At 61.0% G+C, this 15,746-nt stretch carries 18 protein-coding genes; 13 read left to right on the top strand and 5 right to left on the bottom strand.

Translation table 11 applies throughout. The features are described 5' to 3' along the window. Positions 1-4: 4 nt before the first annotated feature. The 4 genes from B5E56_RS05320 to B5E56_RS05335 all read right to left on the bottom strand — a co-directional run bounded on the left by B5E56_RS05320 (position 5) and on the right by B5E56_RS05335 (position 4,972). Positions 5-1,165, bottom strand: a complete 1,161-nt coding sequence (locus tag B5E56_RS05320; RefSeq protein ID WP_087388935.1) for a DUF4358 domain-containing protein — start codon at positions 1,163-1,165, stop codon at positions 5-7. After that, positions 1,162-3,207: a sensor histidine kinase gene (locus tag B5E56_RS05325; RefSeq protein WP_087388936.1), complete on the bottom strand. Its 2,046-nt coding sequence runs from the start codon at positions 3,205-3,207 to the stop codon at positions 1,162-1,164. Before B5E56_RS05325 ends, B5E56_RS05320 begins: the two co-directional genes overlap by 4 nt. Further along, a complete protein-coding gene (locus tag B5E56_RS05330; RefSeq protein ID WP_087388937.1) occupies positions 3,182-3,880 on the bottom strand; it encodes a response regulator transcription factor in 699 nt (232 codons plus the stop codon). Before B5E56_RS05330 ends, B5E56_RS05325 begins: the two co-directional genes overlap by 26 nt. A gap of 147 nt (positions 3,881-4,027) precedes the next feature. Further along, positions 4,028-4,972: a S1 RNA-binding domain-containing protein gene (locus B5E56_RS05335; RefSeq protein WP_242958777.1), complete on the bottom strand. Its 945-nt coding sequence runs from the start codon at positions 4,970-4,972 to the stop codon at positions 4,028-4,030. Between the two features lie 134 nt (positions 4,973-5,106). On the opposite strand from B5E56_RS05335, the gene B5E56_RS05340 reads away from it, so the two are divergent. From B5E56_RS05340 to B5E56_RS05375, 8 genes are all read left to right on the top strand, one after another. After that, positions 5,107-5,301 carry a DUF951 domain-containing protein gene (locus B5E56_RS05340; RefSeq protein ID WP_087266101.1) on the top strand — a complete coding sequence of 65 codons (195 nt, stop codon included), beginning with the start codon at positions 5,107-5,109 and terminating at the stop codon, positions 5,299-5,301. Beyond that, positions 5,298-6,362, top strand: a complete 1,065-nt coding sequence (gene hisC / locus B5E56_RS05345; protein ID WP_087388938.1) for a histidinol-phosphate transaminase — start codon at positions 5,298-5,300, stop codon at positions 6,360-6,362. Before B5E56_RS05340 ends, hisC begins: the two co-directional genes overlap by 4 nt. Positions 6,363-6,364: 2 nt before the next feature. Continuing rightward, complete coding sequence (locus tag B5E56_RS05350; RefSeq protein ID WP_087187109.1) at positions 6,365-6,706, top strand: DsrE family protein; 342 nt, start codon at positions 6,365-6,367, stop codon at positions 6,704-6,706. Positions 6,707-6,848: 142 nt separating this feature from the next. After that, a complete protein-coding gene (locus B5E56_RS05355; RefSeq protein WP_087388939.1) occupies positions 6,849-7,697 on the top strand; it encodes a sigma-E processing peptidase SpoIIGA in 849 nt (282 codons plus the stop codon). Between the two features lie 12 nt (positions 7,698-7,709). Continuing rightward, positions 7,710-8,432 (top strand): RNA polymerase sporulation sigma factor SigE, encoded by a 723-nt coding sequence (sigE, locus tag B5E56_RS05360; RefSeq protein WP_087187107.1) that lies wholly within the window; start codon positions 7,710-7,712, stop codon positions 8,430-8,432. Positions 8,433-8,503: 71 nt separating this feature from the next. Then, positions 8,504-8,944 carry a MarR family winged helix-turn-helix transcriptional regulator gene (locus tag B5E56_RS05365; protein WP_087266093.1) on the top strand — a complete coding sequence of 147 codons (441 nt, stop codon included), beginning with the start codon at positions 8,504-8,506 and terminating at the stop codon, positions 8,942-8,944. A 119-nt stretch (positions 8,945-9,063) separates the two neighbouring features. Next, positions 9,064-10,467: an MATE family efflux transporter gene (locus B5E56_RS05370; RefSeq protein ID WP_087388940.1), complete on the top strand. Its 1,404-nt coding sequence runs from the start codon at positions 9,064-9,066 to the stop codon at positions 10,465-10,467. A 17-nt stretch (positions 10,468-10,484) separates the two neighbouring features. Next, positions 10,485-11,063: an AAA family ATPase gene (locus B5E56_RS05375; protein WP_087388941.1), complete on the top strand. Its 579-nt coding sequence runs from the start codon at positions 10,485-10,487 to the stop codon at positions 11,061-11,063. 52 nt (positions 11,064-11,115) lie between these two features. On the opposite strand, the gene B5E56_RS14710 is transcribed toward B5E56_RS05375, so the two are convergent. Further along, positions 11,116-11,292 (bottom strand): hypothetical protein, encoded by a 177-nt coding sequence (locus tag B5E56_RS14710; RefSeq protein ID WP_164475006.1) that lies wholly within the window; start codon positions 11,290-11,292, stop codon positions 11,116-11,118. A gap of 211 nt (positions 11,293-11,503) precedes the next feature. Between B5E56_RS14710 and B5E56_RS05380 the strand changes: the two genes are divergently transcribed. Genes B5E56_RS05380 through B5E56_RS05400 form a run of 5 tightly spaced genes read left to right on the top strand, consistent with a single transcriptional unit; the run spans position 11,504 to position 15,719 of the window. Further along, entirely contained in the window at positions 11,504-12,787 is a 1,284-nt protein-coding gene (locus B5E56_RS05380; RefSeq protein ID WP_087388942.1) for a dihydroorotase, read from the top strand. 30 nt (positions 12,788-12,817) lie between these two features. Beyond that, positions 12,818-13,744, top strand: a complete 927-nt coding sequence (gene pyrF, locus B5E56_RS05385; RefSeq protein WP_087187103.1) for an orotidine-5'-phosphate decarboxylase — start codon at positions 12,818-12,820, stop codon at positions 13,742-13,744. A 12-nt stretch (positions 13,745-13,756) separates the two neighbouring features. Beyond that, positions 13,757-14,011 (top strand): hypothetical protein, encoded by a 255-nt coding sequence (locus B5E56_RS05390; protein WP_087271580.1) that lies wholly within the window; start codon positions 13,757-13,759, stop codon positions 14,009-14,011. 18 nt (positions 14,012-14,029) lie between these two features. After that, entirely contained in the window at positions 14,030-14,809 is a 780-nt protein-coding gene (locus B5E56_RS05395) for a dihydroorotate dehydrogenase electron transfer subunit (protein WP_087388943.1), read from the top strand. After that, positions 14,802-15,719, top strand: coding sequence for a dihydroorotate dehydrogenase (locus tag B5E56_RS05400; RefSeq protein WP_087271574.1), 918 nt, complete (start codon positions 14,802-14,804; stop codon positions 15,717-15,719). Before B5E56_RS05395 ends, B5E56_RS05400 begins: the two co-directional genes overlap by 8 nt. Positions 15,720-15,746 lie beyond the last annotated feature (27 nt).

Consider the following 15,746-nt stretch of genomic DNA (forward strand, 5'->3'; position numbering starts at 1 on the left):
CGTTTCAGCGTCTCCGGGTGAGGTGCCGCCAGGTCCAGTAAGTACCCTCCGCCTCCTGGACGGCGTCGTAGTCCCACTGGTGGTCGGTCTGCCGGAGAAAATCGCTGGTCACATTAAAGTAAGTGTGGTGCCCCAACTCATTGGCGGCGGGTACATCCACAAAGCCGCCCAGAGGATCGTCCCAGGTGGTGTCCACTGCATACCAGTCCCCATCCAGCTGTACCAGGTTCCAGGCGTGGTCCTGCCGGGAGTCGCTGGAGGCCCCGATCACCGTGACGCAGGGGATATCCAGCAGGTCCATAAACAGCTGGAACGTGTTGGCGTACCCCATGCAGATGGCCTGCCCCTCCACCAGAAGGCCGTAGGGATGGCTGCGGTTGGGGGAGGAATGGGTCTCGTCATAGGCGGCGTGGTCAATGATCCAGTCGTGGACCGCCAGTTCCTGCTCCGCCGGGGACATATCGTTGTCAATCTCCGCCTCCAGCACCTGCCGGCATATCTCCAGAATGGCGGCGTCCTCTTCGGACAGGGCGGAGGTATCCCCAGTGCGGTAGGCCTCCACCACAGGGGCGGTGTCGTAGAGGGGCATCTCCTCCTCATTGGGAGGATCAAAGACCACATAGCCCCGGCTGTCCCGCTCCACCGTATAGGGGCGGGCCGCTGTCTGGGTGGTATCGCCGTCAAAGCGGGTCAGGAAGGCATCCTTGGCGGCCTCGGGATCGGGGCAGATGGCCAGCAGAAGCCAGCTGCCCTGCCGGAGCAGCAGAGCGTCCTCCACCAGGGCAGCCTGGTCGGGGGCGTAGCCTGTAAAGTCGGCCTGGCGGCCTTCCAGATAGGCCAGCAGCAGCTCCTCCGCCGACCCGGCATCCACGCCGTCAGCCAGCTGGATCACCGCCAGCTCATAGGCCTGGAGCCCTTCAGAGTAGGCTGCTACGGCGTCCACCCAGTCCTCCCGGTCCAGGCCGTAGGCCGCCGTCAGATAGGCCTCCAGCCCCTCTGGGTCAAGTTCGCTGGAGAGGGGCGTCAGGCCATTGGAGAATTCCTCCGGCTGGGACTCTGCCACCACGCCTCCCAGATCGATGGCGGAGGCGCCTGTGGTGGGTTCCTTGGGGGCGCAGCCCGCCAGCAGCAGAAGGGACAGCAGAAGCAAAGTCACTCGTTTCATGGTGACACCTCCGGTTGGGGTCTGGTCTGGGTCAGGGGGAAGGTTACTGACGCGGTGAACAGATCGGCCTGAGTGCGGATGGAGAAGGAACCGCCGCAGGCCTCGGTAAAGGTACGGGCAATGGACAAGCCCAGGCCGCTGCCCCCATCGGTGCGGCTCTGGTCCCCCCGGACAAAGCGCTCGGTGAAGTCCACGCCGTAGGGAAGCTCCTCCCGGGAGGTGTTCTGAATGACAGCGGCGGCCCTGTCCCCCTCCACGGAGAGGGTGAGGTAGATCCGGGAGCCGTCCAGAGCATATTTCAGGGCATTGCCAATAAGGTTCTGGAACACCCGGTACAGCCGGTCCCCGTCAGCCATAATCCACACCGGCCCGTCGGGCAGGGTGGAGCGGAGAACAAGGCCGGAGGCCTGGATGTCCTCGTCCAGGTCGGCCAGAGTTTGGCGGAGCAGCTTGGCGAAGTCCAGGGGCCGTATGGTGACCGGCAGATTGCCGGTGGCCGCCTTGCTTACGTCAAACACGTCCTGCACCATGGCCTGGAGCCGCAGAGTCTTTTGATAGAGCACCAGAATATAGTCCCGGACATGGTCGGGCAGGTCCTCCTCCTGGCGCAGCAGCTCGGTGTAGCTCACCATGGAGGTGAGGGGGGTCTTGAGGTCGTGGGACACGTTGGTGATGAGCTCCAGCTTCAGCTTTTCACTCTTCATCTGCTCAGACAGGGCGTCTTTCAACCGTACCTCCATCTGGTCCAGCCCCTCCACCGCAGCCCGCAGGTCAGAGTCTTGGGGCAGAGGTGCGGCTGAGGCTTGACCAGTCCCAGCAGCCTGGATGCGGGAGAGCAGGGTATCCACGTCGGCGGCGGTGCGGCGGTTCTGGCTCATAAGCCACAACTGGGCGGCGATGAGGAAGAGCCCTGCCAGGGCCAGCAGCAACAGGAGAAAGAAAATAGGGAGGCGGGACATGGTGGGGCCGAACAGAAGAAAAAAGACCACGATACAGCCCAGAATAAAGGGCACAGCCGCCAGGAACTGTAGGGCAGAGCGGCGCATCATCCGCTGTCCAGCGGGCCAGGACAGCTCCCCGCCCCGGTACAGCCGGGCCAGAAGGGCGCACAGGCTGTTGGCGGTGATGTGGCCGAAGTTGTATCGCAGGTCGTTGAGATAGAGGTAGGCCCACCATAGGGCCACCGGTACCGACAGATAGAACCAGATGGTGTAGTACCGGGCGGTATACAGGCTCACCAGACAGAAAAAGGCGGCGATGCAGGCCAGAAAGAAGGGAATGAGCAGCACCAGCTTGACCTCTAGCCAGATCTTCCCGGTGAACCATGCAATGGCCTGGTCTGCCCGCACCTTGTGTTTGTGCCACAGGATGGACCAGAGCAGCAGCACAGCTCCCACCGCCAGCGGGACCACCACGAACAGGATCAGGGGAAACTGCAGGCGGGCGGCATAATCCATTGTGGAGTAGAGGCCGCTGTCGGTTATGACATCACCGGTCAGAGCAGCGGTGTCCGCAATATAGGCCACCGGTTCTTTGGCCACAGCCATAGTGATGGTGAGCCCGGCGTAGGACTGGGGGACCGGTATATTGTGGTAGCCGGGCAGGTTCCACTGATCTTCCCCCCGATAGTAGCCGTCGCCGTAAATGTCTATTTCCTGGCCGTCCTTTTGAATGGTGACGGTCTCCCCGTCGAAATAGAGCAGGAAGTTGTATCCCTCCGGCAAAGCGTCGGGGGAGAGGCCGTCGGCGTTGGTGGTCACCGTCTGACCGTCTTTGGTTACCTTGTAGAGCAGATTTTGATCGCTCAGCTGGTAATGTTCCTGCCAGTCCGGGTCGGCAAAGCTGTAAAACCACTGTGAGATGGTGCGCCGAAAGTCGGCGGTATTCTGATAATCGGACTGGAAAGCGTCGCTGATGCCGTGCCAGCCCAGGGTGTGGACTGCTGAATAGCCGGCGGCCAGGGCCAGTATGAGCAGATTGACGCCGAAAAACAGGGCCCAAAAGGCCAGGGCGGGCTTAATGCTTCTCGATTTTGTATCCAATGCCCCACACCACCTTTAAATATTCCGGCTCTTTGGGATTGAGCTCGATTTTTTCCCGAATGCGGCGAATATGTACCATCACCGTGTTTTCTGCGGAATAGGGCTCCTCGTTCCACACCCGGCGGTAGATCTCCTCGGCGGGGAACACCCGGCCCAGGTTGCGCATCAGCAGGTCCACGATCTTCAGCTCGGTGGCGGTGAGCCGCACCGGCACGCCGTCAGCCAGCAGCGTCTTTTGGTCGGGCAGATAGCATAGCCGCCCGGTGACCAGTTCCGCCTTCTGGCTGGGAGCGTTCACGTCTCCCAGTTGGGTGTACCGCCGCAGGTGGCTGCGTACCCGGGCCACCAGCTCCTGGGGGTGGAAGGGCTTGGCGATATAGTCGTCTGCCCCCATGGACAGGCCCAGGATCTTGTCGGTATCCTCCCCCTTGGCGCTGAGGATGAGAATGGGCAGGTTGCGCTGCTCCCGGATCTTGAGCACGGCAGACAGCCCGTCCAGCTTGGGCATCATCACATCCATCAGGATGAGCCGCAGAGACGGGTCCATAGCCAGATCCAGGGCCTGGAGGCCGTTGTAGGCCTTCAGCACCCGGTAGCCCTCTTTTTCCAGCAAAATCGCGATGGCGCGGACGATTTCAGCGTCGTCGTCCACCACAAGAATGGCTTCATTCATATTGATCCCTCCATGGGTACAGCATAGCAGAGGTTTCTTTCAAAGTCGGGGAGGAAACCTTTCGTATTTCTTACGATTTTATCATACCCAAGGAGGGATGGGCAATAACAGAAGCCCCCGGACAGCAAAAGCTGTCCGGGGACTTGCTCAGTCGGCAAAGATGGTCTCTGCGCCCACCTTCACGCAGCCGGGGGGTGCGTATTTCCAGTGGTCCAGCCGCCCCTCCCGGATGAAGTAGTGGAGGGGCTGGGGGTCTCCCAATGGAGGCAGGGGCTCAATGGCCAGCAGCTTGATCTTCATCCGCTCGGGCAGGATGGCCTTGATGTACACCGACACCCGAGCGCCCTCGGTGAGGCGGCAGTCCTGCTCCGCCAGTCCGGACAGGTTGGGGGTCAGTTCCACGAACACGCCATAGTCCTTGACCCCACGCACCACCCCAGGCACCGTCATGCCCGGCTGGAAGGGGGCCACGTTCTCTGCCCAGGTGCCCAGCAGCTCCTTGTGGGTCAGGTAGATCCGGCCCAGGGCCGGGTCCAGGTCCAGCACCGCCGCCAGAATGTCCTGCCCCACCCGGAACCGGACGGCGGGGTGGGGGATGCGGGACACCGAAATATTTTCCACCCCAATGAGTGAGGGTACCCCGCAGCCTATGTCCACAAAGGCGCCAAAGGGCTCCAGATGGGTGACCCGGGCGGAAATGACCTGACCGGACTTCCAGTGCTCCAGCAGGTAGGACAGCGCCTTCTGCTGGGCCCGCCGCCGGGAGAGCAGGGGGCGGGGCTCCCCGTCGGATTCCTCCATAGAAGTGACTGTAAAGCAAACTGGCTTGCCAACTCTGGAGAGGATGGCAATGTCCCGGGTGACCCCCTCGGCAATGCCCAGGGCGGCCTCCGTCCGGGGAATGAGCCCCCGATAGGGGCCTACGGCCACGACGAGATCGTGCTCCGGCGTACACAGCAGGGCGGTCCCCTCCAGCACCGCCTCCGACTCCATAGCCTGCCTGAGCCCTTGGGCGTCGGCGCAGGCAGCCTGATTTTCCGGGGTGTGGAGCAGCCGCCCCTCGGGTGGAAAACGGTTCGTCAATCTGACCAAATCCTTTCTGCGTTGGGGTGATTTTTTTCTTACCAGACAATGATATGCAATGGGGAACCTTGAATTGACAGAGGAGGACCGGGAATTTATAATATTCTTTACACGGATAAAGTGAAGCAAAAGGGGGAGAACCCATGGACATCCATGTAGGCGACGTGCTGGAGCTGAAGAAAGAGCACCCCTGCGGCAGCCGGCGGTGGCAGGTGCTGCGGGTAGGGATGGATTTCCGTCTGCGATGCGCGGGATGCGGCCATGAGCTGATGATCCCCCGGAGCAAAGCGGAAAAAAGCATTAAGAAGATCATTCGGCCGGGGGAGGACGAGACATGAACCAGTATTGGAGCGCGCGGGCCAGAGCACTGACCCCCTATGTGCCGGGGGAGCAGCCCCGGGACCGGAAATTCATTAAGCTGAACACCAATGAGAACCCCTATCCGCCCTCTCCCATGGCCCTGGCCGCCATCCGGGAAGCGGCCTGCGACACCCTGCGGCTCTATCCCGACCCGGATTGCACCACCCTGCGGGAGCTGCTGGGGGCCACCTACGGCCTGAAACCCTCCCAGATCTTTGTGGGCAACGGTTCCGACGAGGTGCTGGCTATGTGTTTTCAGGCCTTCTTTGACCCGGACCGGCCCATCCTCTTTGCGGACATTACATACAGCTTTTATCCCGTCTATGCCGACCTGTACGGCCTGACCTACCGGGAGGTGCCGCTGGACGAGAATTTTGCTCTGCCTCTGGAGTCTTTCCTGGAGCCCAACGGCGGCGTAGTGATTGCCAATCCCAACGCCCCCACCGGACGGGAGCTGTCCCTGTGCGGCATCCGGGCGGTGCTGGAGGCCAACCCCGATGCTGTGGTGGTGGTGGACGAGGCCTATGTGGACTTCGGCGCCCACTCCGCCGTGGAGCTCATTGACCGATACCCCAACCTGGTGGTGGTGCAGACCATGTCCAAATCCCGGTCCCTGGCCGGACTGCGGGTGGGCTTTGCCATGGGCAACGAGGAGCTGATCGCCGCCCTCAACTGCGTGAAGAACTCCTTTAACTCCTATACCCTGGATCGCCTGGCCCTGGCGGGAGCCGAGGGGGCCCTGCGGGACCGGGATTATCTGCGGGCCACCTCTATGAAGATCCAGAACACCCGGGAGTGTACTGCCGCCCACCTGAAGAAGCTGGGCTTTATTGTTACCGACTCCGCCGCCAATTTCCTCTTTGTCTCCCATCCCGATGTGCCCGCCAAGACCCTGCTGGACGGCCTGCGGGAGCGGGGTATTCTGGTGCGCTGGTGGAACAAGCCCCGCATCAGCAACTACCTGCGGATCACCATCGGCACCGACGAGGAGATGAAAGCCCTGCGCGCCGCTATGGCGGAACTGGTGGGGGGAAACTGACCATGGATGAGAATCACCTGCATATTTTGTGGACCAACGCCGACCCTACTGTCTTTGACAAGATGGTGCTGATGTACGCTGTCAACAGCCTGGTCCGGGGCTGGTGGGAGAAGGTGACCGTCATTATCTGGGGAGACACGGCGGCCCTGGCCGCCCATGACCCGGCGGTGCGGGAGCGCATCACCCTGGCCATGGAGCAGGGGGTGGCCTTCTCGGCCTGCGTCACCTGCGCCCGGGAGCTGGGAGTGGAGCAGGAGCTGCGGGATATGGGCCTGGAGGTGATCCCCTGGGGTCCGCCCCTCACCGAGCTTATCAAGAGCCGGGCGCCCCTGCTCACCATCTGATTCCATCAAATCCTGTCATAAAATGGCCCGCCGCGGAGTGTAAATCCGCGGCGGGCCATTTTTGCGCCCTGTCCCCAATCTGACCTTTTTTATGGAGACAGGCAGGTATAATAATGCCTGCACGCTGGAAGGGGGGAGGGGCATGAGGGTGGTCTATCTGGACCAGGTGTTTCTGCTGAACTTTGTGGTGGACTATCTGCTGCTGCTGGCCGCCGGCCGGCTGGCGGGGGAGGTGCTTCGCCGGGGCCGTCTGGCCCTGGGGGCCGCCCTGGGAGCCATCTACGCCGGGGCGGTGTTTCTGCCGGGGCTGGGCTTTCTGGTCCACCCCCTGTGCAAGGTGGGGGCGGGGGTAGCCACGGTGCTGGTGGGCTACGGCGGCAGCCGACGGCTGCTGCGGGCATGCCTGGTGTTCTTTGTGGTGTCCGCTGCCTTTGGCGGAGGTATCTTTGCCCTTCAGATGCTGGGCAGCCGCAGCCTTACTATGGCCAATGGGGTGTTGGCATCTCCCCTTGACCTGAAGCTGGTACTGCTGTCGGCGGCGGGGTGCTATGGGCTTGTTACCCTGCTCTTTCAGCGTGCCGCCCGCCACAGCTCCCGGCGGGAGCTGGCCCCGGCAGTCGTGGAACTGGGGGGACGACGGGCGGTCCTCACCGCATTGGTGGATACGGGCAACACGCTTACCGACCCGGCCACCGGCAGGCCGGTATTGGTGGCAGAGGGGGAGAAGGTAAAGGCCCTGTTTCCGCCGGGGACCGCCCCCTGTCAGGCGGAGCTCCGCGACCCTTCCGCTGCTCTGGAGCGGCTGAGCAACGCAGGCCTGCGGTGCCGGCTGTTATCCTATCAGGCCGTGGGGGTAGAGTGTGGGCTGCTGCTGGCCCTGCGAAGTGACAAGGTAAAGGTGGGCGGGGAGGACTACGGTCCTCTGTTGGTGGCGCTGTCGCCCACCGGGCTCACCGACGGGGGCGGCTACTGCGCCCTCATCGGAGCATAAAGGAGGATGGCTATGAAGAGCTGGAAGACGCGCTGGTATGGGCGCATACAAAAGCTGCTGGCGCGGCTGGGGCTGAGGCTGCCGGGCAAAATCATGTACATCGGGGGGAGCGACACCCTGCCGCCCCCACTGTCCCGGGATGAGGAGGCGGAACTCATCCGCCGCCTGGATGAGGGGGACGAGGGGGTGAAATCCCAGCTTATCGAGCGCAACCTGCGGCTGGTGGTGTATATCGCCCGCCGGTTTGAAAATACGGGGGTAGGTATTGAGGACCTCATCTCCATCGGCACCATCGGGCTCATCAAGGCCATCAACACCTACCAGCCTGCCAAAAACATCAAATTGGCTACTTATGCCTCCCGATGTATCGAAAATGAGATTTTGATGCATCTGCGCAAGACCACCAATCTGAAAAGCGAGGTATCCTTTGACGAGCCGCTAAATACCGACTGGGACGGCAACGAACTGCTGCTCTCCGACATTCTGGGCACTGACAGCGATCTGGTGATGAAACCCATCGAGGAGGATGTGGACCGCAAGCTGCTCTCCGACGCTCTGGAGCGGCTGGAGGAGCGGGAGCGGCATATCATCACGCTTCGCTTCGGCCTGGACGGCAAGCCGGAGCGCACCCAGAAGGAGGTAGCCGACAGCCTGGGCATCTCACAGTCCTACATCTCCCGGCTGGAAAAGCGGATCATCGCCCGGCTCAAGCGGGAGATTTTACGGCTGATGTGACCAGCCGCCTTGACAAACCGCAGGAAAGGGTATAATATGTAACTAGTTACTTATTTGGATGAGGTGGAAGCATGACGGGAAGGATGCCCTTTGGCCTGAAGATCGCAGTCATCAGCCGGGAATTCCGCAGGCGGATGGATGAGAAGGCAGCTGACATGGGTCTGACCTGGGCCCAGCTGCGGGTACTGGGATCGGTGAGCCGTCTGGAGGCGGCCGGGAAAGAGGAGATCCACCAAAACGACCTGGAGCACATTGAGCACGTGACCCATCCAGCCATGACCAAGATGCTCCAGCGGCTGGAGAGCAAGGGCCTGGTTCGGTGCGTGCCCAGTGAGAAGGACCGGCGATATAAGAAAATTACCTGTACCGAGCGCTCTGCGGGAATCCATGAGACCATTCTGGAGCAGGACAGGGAGGTATTGGAGGAGCTGTGCCGGGATTTTACGCCCCAGCAAAAGGAAATGCTGGGGGAGGCCATTGATCTGATCTTGAGCAACATCGATCTGGAGTGACCCTTTCCGTCAGAAAAAGTGAATTCCCAGGCAGTGTGCTGAGGAGATAACTCAAGCGCGCTGCCTGCTTTTTTATCGCTAAATAAGTAACTAGTTACCTAAAAGGAGTGCAAGTCAAGATGGAAAAAGAAGTACCAGAGCGCGAGAGTCCCTTTGCCACGGAGCCCATTGGCCGGTTGATCCTGAAATTTGCCGTTCCCAGCGTCATTGCCCTGCTGGTCAATTCCCTGTACAACATCGTGGACCAGATCTTCATCGGCTGGGGCGTGGGCTACCTGGGCAACGGCGCCACCAATGTGGTGTTTCCCATCACCATCATTGCCCTGGCACTGGCTATGATGATCGGCAACGGCGGCGCAGCCTTTCTGAGCCTGAAGCTGGGTGAGGGCAAGGTGGACGTGGCCAAGAAGGGCGTGGGCAACGCGGTTGCCCTGGTGACCGTGGTCAGCATCGTCCTGGCTGTGGTGTTCCTGCTGTTCATCGACCCGATCCTGACCCTCTTCGGCGCAACCGACCTGCTGCGGTCTCTGGCCTTGGAGTATGGCTTCATCATTGGCCTCGGTCTGCCTTTTATGATGATATCAGCCGCCATCAATTCCATGATCCGTGCGGATGGCAGCCCCAAATACGCCATGTTTTCCATGATCATCGGTGCGGTCCTCAACGTGATTCTGGACCCGGTCTTTATCTTTGTTTTTCATATGGGGGTACAGGGTGCTGCCATCGCTACGGTGATCGGGCAGGTGGCCTCCTTTGTGGTGTCGGCGGTCTATCTGCCCCGGTTCAAGACCGTCCATCCTGATGCCGCCTCCTTCCGCCTGAACGGCCGGACCTGCGGCAATATCCTTACCTTCGGCCTGAGCAGCTTTATCACCCAGTTTGCCATCACCATTGTTATGGCGCTGACCAATAACCTGCTGGCGGTTTATGGTGCTACCTCTGTTTATGGTGCAGAGATCCCTCTGACCGCCACCGGTATTGTGATGAAGGTCAACCAGATCATGATTGCTATTCTGCTGGGCATCGCCACCGGTACCCAGCCAATCATCGGTTTCAACTACGGTGCCAAAAACTTCAAGCGGGTGAAAAAAGCCCTGGAAATTTCCCTCATCGCCTCTGAGGTGGTGTCCATCGTAGCCTTTTTGATTTTCCAGTTCGCGCCCATGAGCGTAGTCATGCTGTTTGGCTCCGAGGAGGGGCTTTATAACGAGTTTGCTGTAAAGGCCTTCCGCATTTTCCTGATGCTCTGCCCCCTTACCGGGTTCCAGACGGTGGCGGCAGTCTATCTCCAGGCGGTAGGCAAGCCTGTTAAATCCTCCATTCTCTCCCTGGCCCGTCAGATCATTTTCTTTGTGCCCGCGGCTTTGATCCTGCCCCTGTTCCTGGGGGTGGAAGGGGTGCTGTGGACCGGCCCTGTAGCCGACGGCCTGGCCTTCCTGCTCTCTCTGGGCCTGCTGATCCATGAGCACAGCCACCTGAAGCGGGAGCACCGGCTGCAATCCGAAGCGCCTGAGATCGCATAAAAAGGAGTGGATCAATCATGAAAAAACGGATCATCACCATCAGCCGTGAATTTGGCAGCGGCGGCCGTACCATTGGCAAAAAGGTGGCCGAGGCTCTGGGCATTGCCTGCTATGACAGTGAGCTGATTGAGAAGATTGCGGCGGAGAGTGGTTTTCACAAAAATTATATCAAGGAGGCGGGGGAGTATGCCCCCGGCGGGATACTGGCCTCCGCCTTTGCCCACGGTACCGCGGGCCCCACCAACGAGGACTATATCTGGAAGATCCAGTGCAGGATCATCATCGAACTGGCGGAGAAGGAATCCTGCATCATTGTGGGCCGGTGTGCCGACTATATCCTTCGGGACAAGGCCGACTGCCTGCGGGTATTTATCCACGCGGATATGGCCTTCCAGGCCAAACGGATCGTGGAGGTGTACGGTGAGCGGGAGGCCTCTCCGGAGCAGCGGCTGAAAGAGAAGGATAAGCGCCGGGCGGCCTACCACCGGTTCTATACCGATATGAAGTGGGGCCACGCCCAGAACTATGACCTTACCCTCAACAGCGGAACCCTGGGCATCGACCGCTGTGCGGAGCTGATCCGGCAGCTCTACTGAGTAATTGCAGCAAAAAAGACCGCCAACGGCGGTCTTTTTTGCTGTTTTTGGCTTAAAAGCCCATGGTGTCGGCCAGATCATCCTTCATCTGGTCCATCTTCCGGGTGGCCTTTTTGGCCATGCGGCGCATTTTGGGATTCTGCATCCCCTTGGCGGCTACCGCCATGCCCATAGCGGCCCCGGCCAGAATGCCAAGGCCCATGCCGCCTAAAAAGGTGTGATTAGTCATTTGCTCAGCTCCCTTCCTTGGATGTCCGTATTTATTATTGCCCGGAATGCTGAAAAATCCATTGCTAAAATATGCGATTCAAGTTATAATGAAGGGCGAAGAACAGAGTGGCTTGCAGGAGGGGACGGGGGAAGGACCTGTACCCTTTTTTGCTGTGCAAATGTGGGTTTCGGCCACAGAGCCGGCCCGCGGAACGGAAAGGAGTGATCCAGTGAAACTGTTGATTCGTCAGGGACGCCTGGTGGACCCTGTGGGGGGCATCGGCGGTGTCATGGATATCCTGATGGAAGACGGAAAGGTGACTGTCATCGGCAGCAACATCAATGAGCCGGGCGCTCAGATCATCGATGCGGCAGGACTGACCGTGTGCGCCGGACTGGTGGATATGCACGTCCACCTGCGGGAGCCCGGATTTGAGTACAAGGAGACCATCGAGACCGGCGCGGCAGCCGCCGCCCGGGGCGGCTTTACCTCCATCGCCTGTATGCCCAACACCAGGCCCACGGTGGACTGCCCCGAGCAGGTGGACTTTGTCCGCAGAAAGGCGGCGGAGGCCTGCGGGGTCCATGTCTGGCCCATCGGCTCGGTGTCCAAGGGACAGCGAGGCCAGGAACTCACCGATTTTGAGGCTCTGAAAGGTGCGGGAGTAGTGGCCCTGTCCGACGACGGTGTGCCCATCCAGAACGCCAACCTGATGCGGGACGGCCTCATTATGGCCCACCGGCAGGATCTCACCATCCTGTCCCACTGTGAGGACGCGGATATGGTGAAAAACTACGCCGTCAACGAGGGACGGGTATCCCGCCAGCTGCGGCTGAACGGACGGCCCGCCATCGCCGAGGAGTTGATGGTAGCCCGGGATGCCATGCTGGCCGAGGAGACCGGCGCGGCGGTCCACATCTGCCACATCTCCACCGCAAAATCGGTGGCCATTGTCCGGCGGTACAAGCGCAAGGGCGTACAGATCACCTGTGAGACCTGCCCCCAGTATTTCTCCCTCACCGAGGATGAGATTTTGGCCCAGGGCACCATGGCCCGTGTCAACCCGCCTCTGCGGACCTGGTCCGATGTGGAGGCAATCATCGAGGGCCTGAAGGACGGCACCATCGACGCCATCGCTACCGATCACGCCCCCCACTCCGCCGAGGAGAAGGCCCGGCCCCTCACCGAGGCCCCTAGCGGCATGGTGGGCCTGGAGACTGCCCTGGGCGTTACCCTGACCTATCTGTACCACACTGGGGAGCTGCCCCTGTCCGATATTCTGCGGAAAATGACCATCAATCCTGCCTGCATCCTCCGTCTGCCCACCAAGGGCCGGCTGGCCATCGGCGCTGATGCCGACGTGGTTATCTTCGACCCGGATGAGGTGTGGACGGTGGACCCGGAGCAGTTTGCCTCCAAGGGCCGCAACACCCCCTTCGCCGGCAAGGAGCTGAAGGGAAAGATCAAGTACACCATCGTGGGCGGAAAGATCATTTATCAGGATGAGAAATAAGAGATTTTAAGAGATAAAGGAGAATGAACTATGTCCTTCGATCGTCTGCAGGAAGCCATCATTGCCAAGAAAAACCCCACTGTGGCGGGTCTGGACCCCAAGCCGGAGTATGTGCCCGCCCACATCCGCAAGGAGTGCTATGACAAGTACGGCGAGACCCTGGAGGGTGCCGCCGAGGCCATTTACCGCTTCAACTGCGGTCTGATGGACGCACTGAAGGACATCGTGCCCGCCGTCAAGCCCCAGTCCGCCTATTATGAGCGCCTGGGCTGGCGGGGTATGGAGGTGCTGGAGCGCACCATCCGCTATGCCAAGGAGCAGGGCCTGTATGTCATCGCCGACATCAAGCGCGGCGACATCGGCTCTACCGCCGAGGCCTATTCCGACGGCTGGCTGGGCAAGACCAAGGTAGGGGAGCAGATGCTCAGCGTCTTTGATGCCGACTGCGTCACCCTCAACGGCTACATGGGCGCCGACAGCGTCAATCCCTTCCTCAAGACCTGCAAGGAGATGGACAAGTGCGCCTTCATCCTGGCCAAGACCTCCAACCCCGGCTCCGGCGAGCTGCAGAACGTGTCCGCCGGTGAGGGCGACACCGTGTACGGCCTGATGGCCGACCTCATTGAGAAGTGGGGCGCGGGCACCGAGGGCAAGTATGGCTATACCATGGCCGGTGCGGTGGCAGGCGCCACCTATCCGGAAGAGCTGCAGAAGCTGCGCGCCCGGATGCCCCACACCTTCCTGCTGGTGCCCGGCTATGGCGCCCAGGGCGGCACTGCCGAGGATGTGCAGTATGCCTTCCAGAAGGACGGCCATGGCGCCATCGTCAACTCCTCCCGCGGCATCATCTGCGCCTGGCAGAAGACCGGGAAGGACGGCATGGATTACCAGGAGGCCGCCCGCAACGCCGCGATCGCCATGCGGGACGACATCGCCCGCTTTACTACCATCGCGTAATCGGAGCGGCCTATGTCAGAGCAAGAGAGAGAGAAACAAGGTGTCCGTGAGGACGAGGTCAGCAAATGGAAGATCGGCCAGCACCGGGAATGGAACTGGCAGGAGATCCTTCAGCAGCAGATCGCGGCGGGACTGGTGGCAGCGGAGCCCTTCCGCTGCCCCACCTGCGGTACCATGCGCCGCAACCGGATCTGTCCGGTGTGCGGCAGCATCATGGATCTGAAGACCATGACTGAGACCGTCCACGGGGACGAGTCTGCCAAATAAGTGGAAATGAGGGATAGTATGCCCATTGAACAGATCTGTACCATCGTTGAGGCGGCCAAGCTGAACGAGTATGCCTATTCCTTCACCCTGGAGGTGGGGGATATGGTGAAAAAGGAGGGCCTGATGGCCGGTCAGTTCCTCCATATCGCCTGCGGGGAGGGTTTGCTTCTCCGCCGGCCCATCTCGGTTTGCATGGTCCAGGAGGACGAGCCCCAAGACACTGCCCGCGTGGTCTTTGAGGTGCGGGGTGAGGGTACCAAGTGGCTGGCTCAGCGCCAGGTGGGGGACAAGGTGAATGTGCTGGGCCCTCTGGGCAACGGCTTTACCGTTACCCCCAATGACCGGCTGCTGCTGGTGGGCGGCGGCATCGGTGTGCCCCCGCTGCTGGGTCAGGCAGCCTTTACCGCCAAGAACTCCACCGCTATACTGGGCTTCCGGTCTGCCGACCGGGCCATGCTGGTGGAGGATTACCGGGACTACTGCGAGGCGGTTTACCTCTGCAGTGACGACGGTTCCCTGGGCCGCCACGGCTTTGTGGACGCCCAGCTGAAGGATATCCTTGAAAAGGATAAAAACTTTACAGCTGTTCTGGTCTGCGGCCCCAAGCCCATGCTGAAGAATGTGGCCAAGGTAGCGGCCGAGTACGGCGTGCCCTGCCAGGTCTCCCTGGAGGAGCGGATGGCCTGCGGCGTGGGTGCCTGCCTGGGCTGCGCCGTCCAGATGGCCGACGGCACCATGAAGCACGTCTGCAAGGACGGCCCGGTATTCGACGCCAAGGAGGTGGACTGGAATGTCTAAGGTGGATCTGTCCGTCGATCTGGCGGGCGTCAAGATGAAAAATCCGGTGGTGGTGGCCTCCGGTACCTTCGGCTTCGGCCGGGAATACGGCCAGTTCTATAACCTGAATGAACTGGGCGGCATCTGCTGTAAGGGCCTTACCCTTCACAGAAGAGAAGGCAATCCGCCCCCCCGGATCGCCGAGACTCCCATGGGTATCCTCAACTCCGTGGGTCTGCAGAACCCCGGTGTGGACGCCTTTATCGAGCACGAGCTGCCCGAGCTGAAGAAGCACGATCTGGCTATCATCGCCAACATCTCGGGCAACACGCCTGAGGAGTATGGCATCATGTGCGAGAAGCTGTCGGCAGCGGGTGTGGATATGATCGAGGTCAACATCTCCTGCCCCAACGTGAAGGCGGGCGGTCTGGCCTACGGCACCAAGCCCGAGCTGGCTGCCGAGGTCACCAAGATGGCCAAGAGCCATTCCACCATCCCTGTGATGGTGAAGCTGTCTCCCAACGTCACCGACATCACCGAGATCGCCCGTGCGGTGGCTGATGCCGGCGCTGACGCTCTGTCCCTCATCAACACCCTGCGGGGTATGCGCATCGACCTGAACACCCGCCGCCCCATCCTGAAGATGAACACCGGCGGCCTGTCCGGCCCTGCCGTGCTGCCTGTGGCGGTGCGGATGGTATGGGAGGTAGCCTGCGCCGTGGATCTGCCCATCCTGGGCATGGGCGGCGTGGCCAAGGGAGAGGACGCGGCCCAGCTGATGCTGGCGGGCGCCTCCGCCGTGGCGGTGGGCACCGCCTGCTTCGCCGATCCCTACGCCCCCATCAAGGTGCGGGACGGCCTGGCGGCAATCGCCTCTGCCCAGGGCCTTGATAAGGTTTCTGACCTGACAGGCGGCGTGCGCCCCTGGTAATGCTTTTATCCTGATCCGAAGAGGGTG

It is taken from the genome of Flavonifractor sp. An112 (assembly GCF_002161085.1).
In the GTDB taxonomy this organism is placed as follows: Bacteria; Bacillota; Clostridia; order Oscillospirales; family Oscillospiraceae; genus Flavonifractor; species Flavonifractor avicola.